The sequence below is a fragment of the Chryseobacterium sp. RU37D genome (genome assembly GCF_900156075.1).
Lineage (GTDB): Bacteria > Bacteroidota > Bacteroidia > Flavobacteriales > Weeksellaceae > Chryseobacterium.
On the sequence record NZ_FTMM01000011.1, the window covers coordinates 14,024 to 28,431 of the forward strand.

The following is a 14,408-nucleotide window of genomic DNA, read 5'->3' on the forward strand; positions in this document are numbered from 1 at the left end:
AGATGTATAACAATTAATTAAAAATTTAATAAGATGAAAAAATTAGTTTTAGCAATAGCATTTATCGGATTTGGAAGCTTTGCAATGGCACAACAGACTACTCCTCAGGACAGACAGGCAAAAAGAGCAGAAATGCAGCAAAAAATGCAGCAGAGAGAGCAGGAACACTTAGCACAGATGCAGAAAGATCTGAATCTTAATGCGGGTCAGGTTGAGAAAATCAAAGCGCTTCATGAAAGTAGAAAAGCTGAAATGAAAGCGGATTTTGATAAAAACAAAGGTCAAAGACAGGACAGAATGGAGCAGATGAAAGCTAAAAAAGCACAGATGGATGCTGATATGAAACAAATCCTGACTCCTGAACAATACGACAAATGGCAGGCAGACAGAAAAGCTAAAATGGAGCAAAGAAAAGCAGCTATGAAAAATGGAAAAATGATGAAAAGATCAATGAATACGGCTGCTCCGGAAACGAATTAATAGTTTGTAATTTTGATTTTTTAATGTTATCTGGGCGGGATTTATTCCGTCCTTTTTGTATTAATTTTCATTAAATCTTTTGATTTCGGGGTTTAATTCCCTAATTTTGAATCTAAATTTATACTTATGGTTAGCGAGAAAATTGCAAAATTAATTAACGAACAGATAGCTCACGAACAATACGCCGCTCAATATTATCTTTCTATGTCTGCATGGTTTTCCGGAAAAGATCTTGATGGAATTGCCAACTATTTCAGAGTGCAAAGCAAAGAAGAATTAATGCACGCAGATAAAATGTTCGATTATTTGAATGATGTAGGAGGTGAGATTATCATAGGTGAAATTCCAAAACCACCACATGAGTTTGTAAATGCTATTGATATTTTTGAAAAAGCTTTGGAACATGAAAAGAAAGTAACAAGAAGCATCTTTAATATTGTAAAAAATGCCAATGATGAAGGTGACTTTGCTACAACTTCTTTTCTGCAGTGGTTTATTAATGAGCAGGTGGAAGAGGAAGCGAGTGCATCACAATATGTAACTAAAATTAAAATGGTTAGTGATAATCCGTCTGCTATATACCTTTTTGACCAAGAATTGGCACAAAGAGTTTTTAATCCTAATACGACGGCTTAATATTACTCAGAAATAATAGTTTTCGGCCTCGTCAAAGACGAGGCCGAAACTATTAAAGATAAATCAGTTGAGTTTTCAATACTTTTCTCCCTAATTTTTCCAGTATTTTTTTATAATTTTCAATCTGTCTTTCGTTTTTGATATTTTCTTCACCAGTTTTAAAATCCACGATAATATAACCTTCACTGCTTTTCAAAATACGGTCAGGGCGATATACATTACTTTCGCCATTCTCAAAAATCATAATATTTTTTTCATTCATCACTTCCCATTTTTCATCGAAGAATTCGGAGTAGGCTCCAATGATCTGCTCCAGATCTTTTTGTATTTTTTTTCTTTCTTCTAAAGTAATATGGCCTTCAAGAACGTAGCATTCAAGGACTTTTTCAATGTCTTTTACTGTATTGATCTGGGAGAGAAGCTCGTGTACAAAGAGCCCGATCCTTACTTTTTCATTTCTTACCTGATAATTTCTGGATGGTGTAGCAATTTTTATAGAAGTACTTTTTTTATTAATATTTTTAAGTACACGGATGTCTTTTGTTTTGAAAGACGATGTTTTATCTTTTGAATGTTTTTTCAATATTTCGGGATTCACTTCGTATAAATCAAATTCATCAAAATTTTCGCTGTTTTTGGATTGAAGAAATTCCAGCAATTCCAGATTGTTTGAAGTTTTATTCGCTTTTTGAATATAAAAAAACAGCTGTTCTACAGGCCGTGTTGTTGCAACATATTGAAGACATAGACGATCAACGAAGTTTTTATAAGAATTCTGCTTATTAAATTTTAGAATTTCCTCATCATAAACCTCTAAATTTTTACTAAACTGATTGATATTAACTGATTTTAAAGCAACCTCCTGTGCGGTCTCAAACCAATTTGTAAATTCGGCATCACGGTTTTTGTTCATCATCGGAATAAAAACAATAGGGAACTCAAGGCCTTTCGCTTTATGAATCGTCATAATTTGGATAGCATCAATGTTTTCCGAAGCCTGGATGGTGTAAGCTGAAGCCTCTTCATCCCAGTATTTCAAAAATTCCTTCGTACTTGCACCGGCGTTTTGTGTAAAATTAAAAAGCATTTCCAGAAAATTCAGAAGAAAATCGGTTTCTTTATCTTCAACAGAAAATTCGTTAATATAATATTCTACAAAATTGTACAGATTAAATCTTGGAAAGTTATCCTGCTTTAATTTTACGGTATATTTATGCTGGATATAATCTAAAATTTCTTCATGAGATTCTATTTCTAGAATTTCTTTCATTTCCAGCGTGAAATCTACCATATGAATTCTACCAAATTTATTCAGGTAATACATCATCATGATCAGATTTGGTTTATTTTTAGGATTTACCTCCCATTTCAGGAATTCTATAACAGCTTTTAGAGTATTTGATAACTCTAAAGTCAACCCTTTTTCTGAAATTGTTTTGATATTGGTCTCTTCACCTTTATAAGTAACCTTTAAATTTCCTAATTTCTGGGAATAGCTGAAAATATCAAAGTTTCCTCGACAAAGAATTGTAATATCGGAAAATTTAAAGCCATTATCCAGACACTCCTGAATATCTTTCCGCATCCTTTCTGAGGTGTCAATATAAAAATCTTCGTTGGTCAGATTTTCAATAAGATTCACTTTTACGCGGCCTTCAATACCTGATTTAGGATTTTGTTCAGCATCTGTCCCGAAAATATTTTTATGTTCTTCCTCTAAAATATCCGCGTGAAATTTATAAAGCTCATTGTTAAATTGTACAATATTTTTTGCACTTCGCCAATTGTCTTTCAAAATGAGAAGTTCTGCTTCTTTTGGCGAAATTTCTTTTTTATTAATAATATCCAGCATTAGCTTACTTTCACCTCCACGGAAGCGGTAGATGCTCTGTTTAGGGTCACCTACCAATGTAAAGGAAGTATTTTCCATAGAAACAGAATGGTTTCTCAAAGGAATAAAATTTTGCCATTGAAGCTCGGAAGTATCTTGGAATTCATCAAAAAAATAATGCTGGAACTGCGAGCCTACTTTTTCATAAATAAAGGCAGAAGGCTCATCACGGAGATTTTCATTAATAAGAATATTGAATTTTGACAGCAAAACCAGGTCGTTTTCTTCTTCAATTTTTTTCAATTCATCCTGAATATCTTTATTAACCTTTAAAGGAAGCAATGCCGATAAAATTTTCTCTTTTTTTTGAGTTTCGATGTATAAAAGTATGAGCCGCATTCTGGTTTCCAGTAACTGATCCAGGATTTCAAAAATTTCAGATTCTTTATGTTTGGATTTTGAAGCTGCTCCCTTTCGGTAATTGTTTACAACAGAGTCTTCAGCTGTGGTTGGAAATGGAAATCCGGGTCTTTTCTGATTGTAAAAATCTAATACTTTAGTAAAAAATCCTCCGATACCGTTTTTTCCTTGTGCAAAATCTTCAATTTCAATATTTCTTGATTGATACAGCTCAATTGATTTTCCAGCAAGTTCAACAGCCTGCTTTTTGTTTAAAGTAATTTCTTTTCGAAGAGTGGTTTTTATATTTTCATAATTGGTATTATCAAAATCTTTATTGTTTTTAAGATGCTCATAATGAATGTCTTTTACGAATTCTTTTGCAGAATTATAAAGATTTTTATTTAAATTAATCCGTTCATTATTTTCCAGACTGTAATCCACATAGTCCATGAAAGAGTTGGAAATCACCTCATTTTCACCGATCTGGTCCAGCATTTTATCAACTGCCTCAATTAGAAACGGTTCGGCTTCTATTTCAAGGTTAAAATTTTTCGCTAAACCTAATTCGTAGGAAAAACTTCGTACCAACCGGGAATTGAAGCGGTCAATGGTTCCAATATTTAATGTAGAATAATTGTGGAGAATATAATCCAATAATTTTTTTGCACGATGATGCAGCTCATCAATCGTAATTTTTAAACCTTCTTCTTCAAAAGCTTTCTGAATATTCTTTAAATCTACATTTTCTGCGAAATTATCATTTGAAAAATTTCCAAGCCAGGATAGAATTCTTTCCTTCATTTCATTGGCGGCTTTATTGGTAAAAGTCAATGCCAGAATATTCCTGATCGACTGCTGCTGATTAGGATATCGAAGACAGATCATCAAAAGCCGCTGAACAAGGGCATAAGTCTTCCCAGAACCCGCGGAAGCATTGATAACTGTATAAGAATTTTGCATTTTTCTGATAGATTATGACTGCAAGTTAGCTAATTTTTAAGTGAAATTTTAACAATTTTAATTCACTATTTAACAGTTTTAAATATGAAACTCTAAAATAAATGCTAAAACGCGTTAACTGTGGTTAAACTTATGAATTAATATAAAAATAATTTTAGTTTTGCTTTATAAAAAACAGCCCGTGAAACTTAAACTATTCTTTTTTTTATTTATCTTATTTTTCATCAATATTAATGCCCAGAATTATATTTTCGGAAAAGCTATATCGGAAGATAATGCAGAAATTCCTGACGTTACGGTGATCAATATCAGAACTGATGAAAGGGTTGTAACGAATCGCGACGGGCATTTTATGATTTCCGGGAGAGCTGGTGATGAATTACGATTTATAAAAACAGGCTATGAACGGGGCAATAAAAAAATTACAGGCGACAATATTGGATTGCCTGTCAATATAACGTTGATAAGAGCTGCTACTTTGATCGCGGAGGTTGAAATCAAGAAAGGTATCACCGGAGATCTTAAAGCGGATGCAAAAAATCTCAGTCCACCTAGAAAAGTTCAGAAGCTGAAAAGTGATCTTGGAAAATATATGGCCCAAAGGTCTGATCCGAGAGTTTTGGGAGCAAGGCCGGGAGAATTTGTACAGCCTGTCACCAAAGGTGTTTTTTCGTTTGGAAGGATTAAAAATAAATGGGATGATATTGATTTCATGAATTATCTGCAAACAGCTCTTGGAGATAAGTTTTTTGAAGACCTTAAAATTGATAAACCGCAGATTGAGCATTTTATTCTTTATATTTTCAGGACAGGGTTTGAAAGAAAAACTATTCTAAAGTACAGCTATTGCAGTGAGGCGGATTTGAACAGGTTTAAAAATGCAGTATTAAACAGAATTTCTTCATACAGAACTTCTTAAAAGTATTCTCATGCGAAATCTGATTATTAAATGTGCATATGTATTGCTCTCTTTTGTTTTTATTGAGACTTATGCTCAGCAAATGGTAAAAGGGAAAATTTCAGATGAAAATAATTTTGATTTAGCTGCTGTTACGGTTATTAATGTTTCTAAAGATCAGAAAGTCCTGACCAACTCTTCCGGCGAATTTTCCATCGAAGCTTGGGAGAATGATGAAATAAGATTCATTAAAACAGGCTTTGAAAGAGCTTCCATAAAAGTTCTTGCTAATGGAAATAACTCTTTCCTGTTTGTAAAAATGATAAGAATTGCTCAGGAAATCGAAGAGGTGGAATTAACAAAACTGACCGGCGATTTGTCCAAAGATTCCAAAAGGATGGCAAAAGTTGATGCAGGGAAAATTGTAGAAGATGCAGTCGGGCTTCCACAACCAGTTGGGAAAATGCGTGAAAAGCCTGCGGAAGTGAAACAGGTTTTGATACCCATGCTTTTGGGGCAACTTAATATTCAAGGGGTGTATGATCTGGTGAGCGGAAAGGCGAGAAGGCAGAAACGGTTATATAAATATGATGATCTTCAGGACGATATTATGTGGATCAAAGAAAGGGTGGAGGAGGAATATTTTACTAAAGAAGGAATTCCTAAAGAAAGAATCTCAGAATTTATTGAATTTTCGTTCTTAACGGAACCACAGGTAAGAATGTTTGTAAGGGCAAAAAATCTCTCCGGTGCATTATTGAGAATTGAAAAAGCAATACCTGTTTATGCCGGGAGATTGAAGAAAAATGAACGTTAAAATAATCTTAAATTTTGGAATGAGAATTGATGTAATGTTTTGAAGTATATAGTTTAAATTACAATATAAATACACAAAGTTTTATGAATAAAAATATTATTGCTATTGCTGTTGGAGCATTAGGTTTTATTATTGGCCTTGGGCTTCTCGGAAGCGCGATCAAAAACAGAAACAAATCTGAAAATACAATTTCCGTTACAGGACTAGGAACCAAACAATTTACATCTGATTTAATTACATGGTCAGGAAGTTTCTCTAAAAATAATTTTGACTTAAAATCGGCTTATGACGAATTGGATCTAGATCGAAAAACTATTAACGATTATTTGCTGTCGAAAGGAGTGAAACAAAACGAAATTGTGTTCTCTTCTGTTGATATTCAAAAACAGTTCAAGAATGTTACTGATTCTAATGGAAATAATGTTCAGAACGAGTTTTCAGGATATAATTTAACACAAACAGTCTCCATTGAAAGTAAAGAAGTCTCGAAAATTGAAAATCTTTCAAGAAATATTACTGAAATTATCAACCGTGGAATTGAATTTACTTCATCTTCTCCAAGCTATTTCTATACAAAACTGGCAACTGTAAAACAAGAAATGATCGCAGCTGCAACTAAAGATGCAAAAGAAAGGGCCGAAAAAATTGCCGAAAACTCTGGAAGTGATCTTGGAAATCTAAAAAAAGCAACGATGGGTGTAATCCAAATTACAGCTCCGAATTCCAATGAAGACTACTCTTATGGCGGTACTTTCAATATCTCTTCCAAAGAAAAAGAAGCAAGTATTACAATTAAATTAGAGTATGAAGTAGATTAATATATCACAAACCTTCAGGGTTTAATAATTTTAATGATAAACTACATCATAAATTTCATCTTTAATTTCCTTTAAATTTTCAGGAGAATAATTGGCAAGCAGCCATAAATCCAAGGGCTTTTTACCTTGGCCGTAACTTGGCTGGACGTACATTTCATCAATTATATCAAAGCCGCTTTTCTGGTAGAAAGAATATCTCTTTTTCGCATCGTCACCCCAATGTTGAGGTTCTATTTCTAGGATAATTCTCGGTTGTTTTTCCAATAAATATTTCAAAATATCCGAGCCTAATTTCTGATTCCTGAAAGCTTCAAAAACTTCGAAATGCTCCACAAAAACAAAATTACTCAACTCCCAAATGATAAGATAGCCGATATTTTTTGCATTATGCAAAACAGAAATTATTTTCGCATTGGGATGGGTAAAAAGAAGAGAAAATTTGTTCCAATCTCTTCGTTCGTCTTCGAGAAACGTACTATTGTAGGAGTCAAATATTTCCCGAACCCTGTAATCATCAGGAGAAGCAACCTGCAAAAATTCCATAGTTATAAATCAAAAACACTTGGCCTTCTGGTAATAAAAATATCTTTCACCCAAAGTGTAAATGCCAGTCCTAAATAAATCAAAAAGAAAAAGCCTGCTGTAGCAAAAGTAGAATAGATAAAGAAAACTCTCAGCTTAGATACTGGAATTCCTAATTTGGCTCCTGTTCTCGTAAGAACACCGAACCATTCTCTTTCCATTTTATGGCGAACATTATCAAACATTTGAAGATTTTTTTAAAATTTTAAATCCGATACTGCAATTTAAGCAATTTTTTTCTTCGCAGAAATTTTTGAAGTGATAAATCATGCTTTGGCTTTCTAGGGCTGTTTTACATTTTAAACCTAATTTTTTCCAATTATCAATAACGGAATTTTTTTCTGCTGAAATGTTTTTATAAAAGGTTAATATCTCATCGACAATTTCTTCATTATAATGTTTGTGATAAGTATATTTTAAAGGCAAAATTGTATTTAGAATGACTAATTCAATAAAGTCTTTGCTTAAAATTTTAGACTGGTCAACAGGTGAAATTTTCCCGAAATTAAAATGAGTATTCCAATATTCGGAAGCCTTTACATTTTTAAAAATTTCAAACAATTCTTGTGAATTTCCAGAATGAATGATTTTTGAAAATAGATTCTGATGCTGATGATAAAGATTAGCCAATTGAGATAAACGAATGGTAGGAAAATTGGGCGGTCGCAGCCTCAAAAATTTGGGATAGAATTTTAAATCTGAAATTGAAAATTTAGCTTTAACAAAATCAAATTCACGCTTCCATATTTTCATTGATTCGTCCTGTGGATTTTCCAGCCAGCCGGAAATACCGAAAAGCAATGATTCAAGCTGGGTTTCGTTTTGACGGATTTTATTAATGATCGTAAAATCGATGCTTTCAGCAATTTGTCTAAAAATAAGAGCATTTACTTTTAACCCAAAAGAATAAGCAAGGCTGTGAAATAAAACCGCTTCGAAATTATTCCTGAATTGTTCTAAGTTTTTCTCAAATTCAAGTGACTTTTCCTCAAGTCTTTTTAACACATTCTCTTCATGAAAATTGATAGGAATTTTATCTGAATTAAATATATTTTCGCAAGGAATAAACTGATTACCGCTGATTAGTTTTTCATATTTCCAGAGGATGCTTTCATCAATATGATCTTTCAGCTCAAGTGTCGGGATGTTGTTTTCTTTCAGTTCTTCAATATCAATATCGTTTTGAAAAACTGCATGAAGAATGATATTCTGATAATTCGGATCTTTTGAATGGTTGTGAAAAATCCAGTCGGAAGATTTTATGTGAAGTTCAATATTGCCTGCAAAAACAATATTATTGATTTTAATTTTTGCCGTTAAGAAGTCCGGGCCGGAATCTGTATTCCATTTCCCAAAATCTATAATTTCAACGGAATTCCCTTCAATATCCTTGAAGTCAAAATGTTTGAAAATCTTAAAGTTCCAAAGATATTGAAGTAGTTTTTCCGTCATGAGTGTGACACAAATATAGCAGAAAGGTTACACTTTTGTCAACTCCTTTTTAAAATTTTCGATCGTTGTTCTATACATTTCTTCATATGTGGGAAGAATATTTTTCAAATCGAATTTTATGGCTTGTTCTTTCGCATTTTTCTTCATTTCAGTTAAAAGATCATCATTGCTCAGCAGTTTTATAGTGTAATTGCTCATTGCCTCTACATTTCCAATTTCTGCCAAAAATCCTGTTTCTCCCTGGATATTTACTTCCGGGATCCCCCCTGCATTAGAGCTGATTACGGGAGTATTGGCAGCCATAGCTTCCAACGCAGCCAAACCAAAGCTTTCCTGCTCAGAAGGTAGTAAGAATACGTCTGAGAGCTGAAGAATCCGGTATAAATCATTTACTTTACCTAGTAAACGGATTTTTGAAATCAAATCTGGGTTTTCTTCCAAAAACTGGTTGATTTTCTCCATATCAGGACCTTCGCCGATTATAATTAATTTTGATTTTACCTTTTTCTCTACATTTTTAAAAATCTGCAGCACTTCATCCACACGTTTTACGGGGCGTAAATTGGAAACGTGAATAAGGATTTTCTCATCAGGATTGGCAAATTGTGTTCGCTGGCATTCATTGCATTCATCAAATTCTGAATTGTCAATGAAATTGGTGATTACCTGTATTTCTTTTTTTATTTTAAAGAATTGTAAGGTGTCTCTTTTAAGGCTTTCAGACACAGAAGTTATTGCATCTGATTGATTAATAGAGAATTCTACGGCATGCTTATAGCTAGGGTGCTGCCCAACCAACGTGATATCTGTTCCGTGAAGGGTAGTTACCAGCGGAATATCATTGTTGTCTTCCTTTAACATCTGTTTCGCTGTAAAGGCTGCATAAGCATAAGGAATTGCATAATGTGCATGAAGCAGATCGAGCTTATAAAGATTGACAACACGGTAAATCATTGAACTTAACGCAATATCATAAGGCTGATACTGGAAAAGCGGATAGGTCTGAACGTTTACTCTATGGAAAAAGATATTAGGATTGGTAATATCAAGTCTTGCCGGTAGTGCAGAGCTGATAAAATGGACCTCATAGCCTTTTTTGGCCAGCGACATTCCCAGTTCTGTTGCCACGATACCGCTTCCGCCGTATGTTGGATAGCAAAGTATGCCTATTTTCATTAGTTTATTGTTTTGATGTTGTAAATGTTGTTGAACTTGCACTTGCAGAATTGGTTTTAGGATCTAGATCCATTCCCATTCCTGCTTTCAGTTTGTCATTAACCAGAACAGGAAGCCTGCCCCAGATTTTTGTTTTTCCTTTCAGAGCATTTGCTGTTGCTGTCATTGAATCGTCATTGTTTTCGTAAGAAACCAAAACTGTTGAAACTTTTGAGATGTCAATATCTTTCAAAGCATAAGCGCTTCCAAAAATAGTTAGAATAATATTTTGATTCTTTGTTAAATCAGTTAAAATTTTTTTTGAAGTATCTGAAATTTTATAAGGCTTATAAGCCGTTGAATTGTCTTTATGGAAACCAGCGATTACCGTAGAATTGGCAGGAATTGTATTGATTTCACCTGCTTTTTTGATGATAACATTTGAACCCAATTCATTAGCAAAAGTTTGATACGGAGCCTCTTCTAAAGGAACGTAATAGATTGGATTTTCTTTTAATGGAAGCAGTTTTTTATCATCTTTAAGCAATGTCAAAGCGTTTGAATATAAATTCTGTACCAATGTTTTATGAGAATCATTATTTAAATCAGAATTAATATTTTCAGGATTTTTTGGAGTGTATTTGTCTAAGCCTAAAAAATATTTCGTTAAAAGAATTTTCTTCACACTTTCTTCTACTCTTGCCTGTGAAATTTCTCCGTTATCAATAGCTTTTTGAATTAATTTTTTACCCTCAGCAACGCCTTGGGAAAAAAGCATGATGTCGTTTCCTGCTTTGAAAGCCATTGCATCTAACTCGCCTGGCTTGTATTTATTGGCTACAGCGCCCATATTCAGGGCATCAGTGATAATTAATCCTTTATATCCTAATTTATTTTTTAATAATCCGGTAATAATATTTTTAGAAACTGAAGCAGGAATTCCTTTTGCCGGTTCCAGTGCAGGGACATACAAATGAGCAACCATTACACCGCCAATTCCTTTATCTATCAATGTTTTGAATGGTGCAAGTTCGATATTATTTAATCTTTCCAGATTATGTGAAACAACAGGCAGATCGAGATGGGAATCTGTACTTGTGTCGCCATGTCCCGGAAAATGCTTGATAGCCGCTAAAATATTATTATTCTGAAGCCCGTTTGAATAAGAAAGAGCAGAATTAATAACGTTATTAACTTCAGAGCCGAAACTTCTGTTGCCGATAATTGGGTTGTTAGGATTAGTATTTACGTCTACTACTGGTGCAAAATCCCAGTTGATACCCATTCTGTGGCAATCTTCGGCAATTTTAGCAGACATTTGCTCAATTAATTTTTTATCCTGAATAGCTCCCAAAGTCATTGCCCAGGGGAACTTGTGAGCGATTGCAATTCTTTGGAATAATCCCCATTCTGCATCCATTCCGATCATTAATGGAACTTTTGATTTTTGCTGGAATTCATTAACGAGGTTGATTTCTCTTGCTGCGTCGTCCTGCATTAAGATCAGTCCTCCAATTTTCTCATTGGTGAGGATATTTCTGACGTTACTGATCTCAGTTTCACCTTTGTTGGTGTAAAGGGCAACAATGAAGAGCTGTCCCAGCTTTTCTTCCTGAGAAAGGTTTTTGTATGTTTTATCAACCCATTGGTTTGCCTTTTTAAGATCTTCCTGAGAAGTGTTTTTAGGCTGATATTGAGCTGAAATTTTTAAGCTTAAGAATATGAAAATAAAGAGCGAAATAAAAACCGTTTTCTTCATAATTTTTTGAATAAGAACAAAAATACAATTAAAAAAATGAGGAAAACAATGTTTTTGAAATTTTTGGTATATGATTTGAATAAGCATTACAAATAATAAATAACTAAAGTTTTATAAAAATGAAAAAATTTCTTCCAATTCTATTATTAGCTTTTGTGGGCTTATTCATATTCAGCTGTGATAATGATAACAATAGCAATTTTGTAGATCATGATACATATTCTCATATGAAGGATGTAAATGGAACTTTAAATAGTGGTAACACTTATTCTATTAATGTTCCTATTAATATTGAGTCTACCGATGTAGTTTTAGTGTATAGAAGGGATGTAGCTAATGGTAATGCTTGGCAACTTTTACCTAAGACTTATTATCTGACAGGTGGTAGAGTATTAGATTATAATGCTCTTTTTAGCTCTCAAAATGTAGAGATTTATACAGAGGCAAACTTTAATCAGTCTACGATGACTTCATCTGAAGCTAATACATATTTGAACAACCAGACATTTAGAGTTGTTTTAGTTCCTGCAAGTTCTGCTAAAACAAGTGTGGACTATAATGACTATCATGCAGTTGTAAAATATTATAATCTTGACGAATCTAAAGTAAAGACTATTAAAGTCAACTAAGAAAAATATATCTTTTCAGTTTTTTATAATTACAAAAAAAGCTCCGGAAGAAATTTCGGAGCTTTTGCTTTATTTAATTGTCATTATCATCAAGTAAATGACCAAAATAATCTTTCTTTGTCTGTAAGTAACCTTTACTTATCTCGTTTGCAGGAATCTGCAAAGGAATCCTTGAGTTCAGATGGATATTACTTTCCTCTACATACTTTACCTTTTCAGGATTATTGGTAAGAAGGTTGATATCTTTTACATTGAGAACATTTAAAATTTCAATGGCTACTCCGAAGTTTCTATCGTCTGCTGGAAGCCCGAGCTTTAGATTTGCTTCTACCGTATCAAATCCATTTTCCTGTAGAGAATATGCTTTTAATTTGTTGATGATCCCGATATTTCTTCCTTCTTGGCGAAGGTAAATTATAATTCCTCCATTTTCATGGATATATTTCATTGCAGCGTCCAGTTGCTGCCCACATTCACACTTTTTTGAATGGAAAACTTCTCCGGTAATACATTCTGAATGGAAGCGCACATTTACAGGTTTTGAAAAGTCTGTATTTTCGGCAATAATAGCCATGTGAGGCATCCAGTCGTTTTCGTTTTCGGAGAAAGCAATCATTCGGAAATTGCCGTGTTCCGTAGGAACATTGGCCTCCGCCTGAATCTTAATCATTAATGTTATAATATTGGTTTTTTAATTTCTTTTTATAGAATCTTCAAGTACAGAAATATTGGTTTTTAATCTTACCAGATATCTGTTCAGAACTTCGTTGTCATCAATACTGATATTTTGTCTGAGCTTTTGGATTTTTTTATAAGCTTTTTCGAAATCTTTTAAAGCTCTGTTTTTTCCAGAAATATTACTGGCATCAATTGCATACAGGTAATTCTGTAAGCTATATTTCAATGTAGTAATTTCTGTGTTTAAAGATGTATTTTTAAACTGAGGGAAAGTAGCGATCAGATTAGAAATTTCCGAAGCATTTACATTTTCTTTTACGTTAATTTCAATGTTGTTTTTCGTTCCCCTGTCAGAATCAGAACCTTTTGTTTCGCTATAAAAACTAGTTGACAACGGAGAAAAGTTTGGCTTTTCCGTTGCACAAGAAGATGTTATAATTAGTAGTACTCCAAAAAAAATTAGTCGTTTCATTTCTGTTGCCCCTTTTGATAAAGGATTGGGTTAAGACTTTCATCATTGTACATTTTCATTTGTTTGTACACTTTCATCTTAACGTTACCGTTCTCAATATCAGTAAGCAACTGATTAATAGAAGTAGACAAGTCCTCTTTCTGAGTGAGAAGCACATCTAATTTTGCCTGGCAATTAGCTCTGTGCTCTTCGGAAGCGGATTCTCGATTTGCTTCTAACGACATATGATAAACCTTTAATGCAAGTATAGACAGTCTGTCTACCGCCCACGCGATAGTTTCAGTATTGATCTTTGCCTCAGGTTTAGGAGTTATATTTTCAAACTTATTAAGAAACCAACTGTCTATAAATTCCACCAAATCAGTTCTTTGCTGATTGGAGGTGTCTATTCTTCTTTTGAGCTGAAGAGCTTCAGTTGGATCAATATTTTCATCTCTAATTATATCTTCCAAATGCCATTGAACGGTATCAATCCAGTTCTTTGCATACAAAATCCGTTCCAAAGTGTCTTTTTCGAACGGGTTATTAATTAGAGTATTAACGTTATCAGACACGTGATAGTCTTCAATAGACCTATCAAAGACTGTCCATGCGGTCTCTGTAAAATTCATCGGATATAAGAATTTTTAGTTGCTGGAAGAGTTGTTGTTTGTTGTTTTGTTTTCAGAACCTGGTTTGTCCTCTTCTTTTACTGCATCTTTAAATTCCTTAATACCAGAACCTACACCTCTCATTAATTCCGGGATTTTTTTACCTCCGAAAAGTAATACAAGAAGTATCGCTACAATTAAGATATGTTGCCAAGATAATGACAATATTGTTAGTGTGCTCATTTCTAA

16 protein-coding genes are annotated in these 14,408 nt (G+C 33.5%); 6 read left to right on the forward strand and 10 right to left on the reverse strand.

Annotation, left to right across the window (positions count from 1 at the left end; translation table 11 throughout):
- Positions 1-33 precede the first annotated feature (33 nt).
- Complete coding sequence (locus BW926_RS07080) at positions 34-480, forward strand: hypothetical protein (RefSeq protein WP_076445601.1); 447 nt, start codon at positions 34-36, stop codon at positions 478-480.
- 126 nt (positions 481-606) lie between these two features.
- Positions 607-1,116: a ferritin gene (locus BW926_RS07085; protein WP_076445603.1), complete on the forward strand. Its 510-nt coding sequence runs from the start codon at positions 607-609 to the stop codon at positions 1,114-1,116.
- A gap of 52 nt (positions 1,117-1,168) precedes the next feature.
- Here BW926_RS07085 and BW926_RS07090 read toward each other — a convergent pair whose 3' ends face one another.
- Positions 1,169-4,309 carry a UvrD-helicase domain-containing protein gene (locus BW926_RS07090; RefSeq protein ID WP_076445606.1) on the reverse strand — a complete coding sequence of 1,047 codons (3,141 nt, stop codon included), beginning with the start codon at positions 4,307-4,309 and terminating at the stop codon, positions 1,169-1,171.
- 181 nt (positions 4,310-4,490) lie between these two features.
- Here BW926_RS07090 and BW926_RS07095 point away from each other — a divergent pair, with 181 nt between their 5' ends.
- The 3 genes from BW926_RS07095 (at position 4,491) to BW926_RS07105 (ending at position 6,842) form a co-directional block, all read left to right on the forward strand.
- Positions 4,491-5,228 carry a peptidase associated/transthyretin-like domain-containing protein gene (locus BW926_RS07095; RefSeq protein ID WP_076445608.1) on the forward strand — a complete coding sequence of 246 codons (738 nt, stop codon included), beginning with the start codon at positions 4,491-4,493 and terminating at the stop codon, positions 5,226-5,228.
- A gap of 10 nt (positions 5,229-5,238) precedes the next feature.
- Positions 5,239-6,024: a peptidase associated/transthyretin-like domain-containing protein gene (locus BW926_RS07100; RefSeq protein WP_076445610.1), complete on the forward strand. Its 786-nt coding sequence runs from the start codon at positions 5,239-5,241 to the stop codon at positions 6,022-6,024.
- Between the two features lie 83 nt (positions 6,025-6,107).
- A complete protein-coding gene (locus BW926_RS07105; RefSeq protein ID WP_076445613.1) occupies positions 6,108-6,842 on the forward strand; it encodes an SIMPL domain-containing protein in 735 nt (244 codons plus the stop codon).
- Positions 6,843-6,872: 30 nt separating this feature from the next.
- Here BW926_RS07105 and BW926_RS07110 read toward each other — a convergent pair whose 3' ends face one another.
- From BW926_RS07110 to BW926_RS07130, 5 genes are read right to left on the reverse strand one after another with little or no spacing between them, the layout of a single operon-like run.
- On the reverse strand, positions 6,873-7,385 hold the full coding sequence (locus BW926_RS07110) for a GNAT family N-acetyltransferase (RefSeq protein ID WP_076445615.1): 513 nt from the start codon (positions 7,383-7,385) through the stop codon (positions 6,873-6,875).
- Between the two features lie 2 nt (positions 7,386-7,387).
- Positions 7,388-7,609, reverse strand: a complete 222-nt coding sequence (locus BW926_RS07115; RefSeq protein WP_076445618.1) for a PspC family transcriptional regulator — start codon at positions 7,607-7,609, stop codon at positions 7,388-7,390.
- Positions 7,602-8,876 (reverse strand): DUF2851 family protein, encoded by a 1,275-nt coding sequence (locus tag BW926_RS07120; RefSeq protein ID WP_076445620.1) that lies wholly within the window; start codon positions 8,874-8,876, stop codon positions 7,602-7,604. The genes BW926_RS07115 and BW926_RS07120 overlap by 8 nt, the downstream gene beginning before the upstream one ends.
- A gap of 27 nt (positions 8,877-8,903) precedes the next feature.
- Entirely contained in the window at positions 8,904-10,052 is a 1,149-nt protein-coding gene (bshA, locus tag BW926_RS07125) for an N-acetyl-alpha-D-glucosaminyl L-malate synthase BshA (protein ID WP_076445622.1), read from the reverse strand.
- Positions 10,053-10,056: 4 nt separating this feature from the next.
- Positions 10,057-11,790: a glycoside hydrolase family 3 protein gene (locus BW926_RS07130; RefSeq protein WP_076445624.1), complete on the reverse strand. Its 1,734-nt coding sequence runs from the start codon at positions 11,788-11,790 to the stop codon at positions 10,057-10,059.
- Positions 11,791-11,945: 155 nt separating this feature from the next.
- On the opposite strand from BW926_RS07130, the gene BW926_RS07135 reads away from it, so the two are divergent.
- Positions 11,946-12,419: a hypothetical protein gene (locus BW926_RS07135; RefSeq protein WP_143756514.1), complete on the forward strand. Its 474-nt coding sequence runs from the start codon at positions 11,946-11,948 to the stop codon at positions 12,417-12,419.
- A 73-nt stretch (positions 12,420-12,492) separates the two neighbouring features.
- Here BW926_RS07135 and ribA read toward each other — a convergent pair whose 3' ends face one another.
- From ribA to BW926_RS07155, 4 genes are read right to left on the reverse strand one after another with little or no spacing between them, the layout of a single operon-like run.
- Positions 12,493-13,089, reverse strand: a complete 597-nt coding sequence (gene ribA, locus BW926_RS07140; RefSeq protein ID WP_076445628.1) for a GTP cyclohydrolase II — start codon at positions 13,087-13,089, stop codon at positions 12,493-12,495.
- A 21-nt stretch (positions 13,090-13,110) separates the two neighbouring features.
- Positions 13,111-13,569 (reverse strand): hypothetical protein, encoded by a 459-nt coding sequence (locus tag BW926_RS07145; protein ID WP_076445630.1) that lies wholly within the window; start codon positions 13,567-13,569, stop codon positions 13,111-13,113.
- Positions 13,566-14,180, reverse strand: coding sequence for a DUF4254 domain-containing protein (locus BW926_RS07150; protein WP_076445632.1), 615 nt, complete (start codon positions 14,178-14,180; stop codon positions 13,566-13,568). The genes BW926_RS07145 and BW926_RS07150 overlap by 4 nt, the downstream gene beginning before the upstream one ends.
- A gap of 15 nt (positions 14,181-14,195) precedes the next feature.
- Entirely contained in the window at positions 14,196-14,402 is a 207-nt protein-coding gene (locus BW926_RS07155) for a twin-arginine translocase TatA/TatE family subunit (protein ID WP_076445634.1), read from the reverse strand.
- Positions 14,403-14,408: the final 6 nt, after the last annotated feature.

Coding starts and splice junctions, on each gene's coding strand:
- BW926_RS07080 (WP_076445601.1), top strand. CDS start 34: ATGAAAAAATTAGTTTTAGCAATAGCATTTATCGGATTTGGAAGCTTT.
- BW926_RS07110 (WP_076445615.1), bottom strand. CDS start 7,385: ATGGAATTTTTGCAGGTTGCTTCTCCTGATGATTACAGGGTTCGGGAA.
- bshA (WP_076445622.1), bottom strand. CDS start 10,052: ATGAAAATAGGCATACTTTGCTATCCAACATACGGCGGAAGCGGTATC.
- BW926_RS07155 (WP_076445634.1), bottom strand. CDS start 14,402: ATGAGCACACTAACAATATTGTCATTATCTTGGCAACATATCTTAATT.
- BW926_RS07115 (WP_076445618.1), bottom strand. CDS start 7,609: ATGTTTGATAATGTTCGCCATAAAATGGAAAGAGAATGGTTCGGTGTT.
- BW926_RS07145 (WP_076445630.1), bottom strand. CDS start 13,569: ATGAAACGACTAATTTTTTTTGGAGTACTACTAATTATAACATCTTCT.
- BW926_RS07120 (WP_076445620.1), bottom strand. CDS start 8,876: ATGACGGAAAAACTACTTCAATATCTTTGGAACTTTAAGATTTTCAAA.
- BW926_RS07085 (WP_076445603.1), top strand. CDS start 607: ATGGTTAGCGAGAAAATTGCAAAATTAATTAACGAACAGATAGCTCAC.
- BW926_RS07090 (WP_076445606.1), bottom strand. CDS start 4,309: ATGCAAAATTCTTATACAGTTATCAATGCTTCCGCGGGTTCTGGGAAG.
- BW926_RS07150 (WP_076445632.1), bottom strand. CDS start 14,180: ATGAATTTTACAGAGACCGCATGGACAGTCTTTGATAGGTCTATTGAA.
- BW926_RS07105 (WP_076445613.1), top strand. CDS start 6,108: ATGAATAAAAATATTATTGCTATTGCTGTTGGAGCATTAGGTTTTATT.
- BW926_RS07100 (WP_076445610.1), top strand. CDS start 5,239: ATGCGAAATCTGATTATTAAATGTGCATATGTATTGCTCTCTTTTGTT.
- BW926_RS07130 (WP_076445624.1), bottom strand. CDS start 11,790: ATGAAGAAAACGGTTTTTATTTCGCTCTTTATTTTCATATTCTTAAGC.
- ribA (WP_076445628.1), bottom strand. CDS start 13,089: ATGATTAAGATTCAGGCGGAGGCCAATGTTCCTACGGAACACGGCAAT.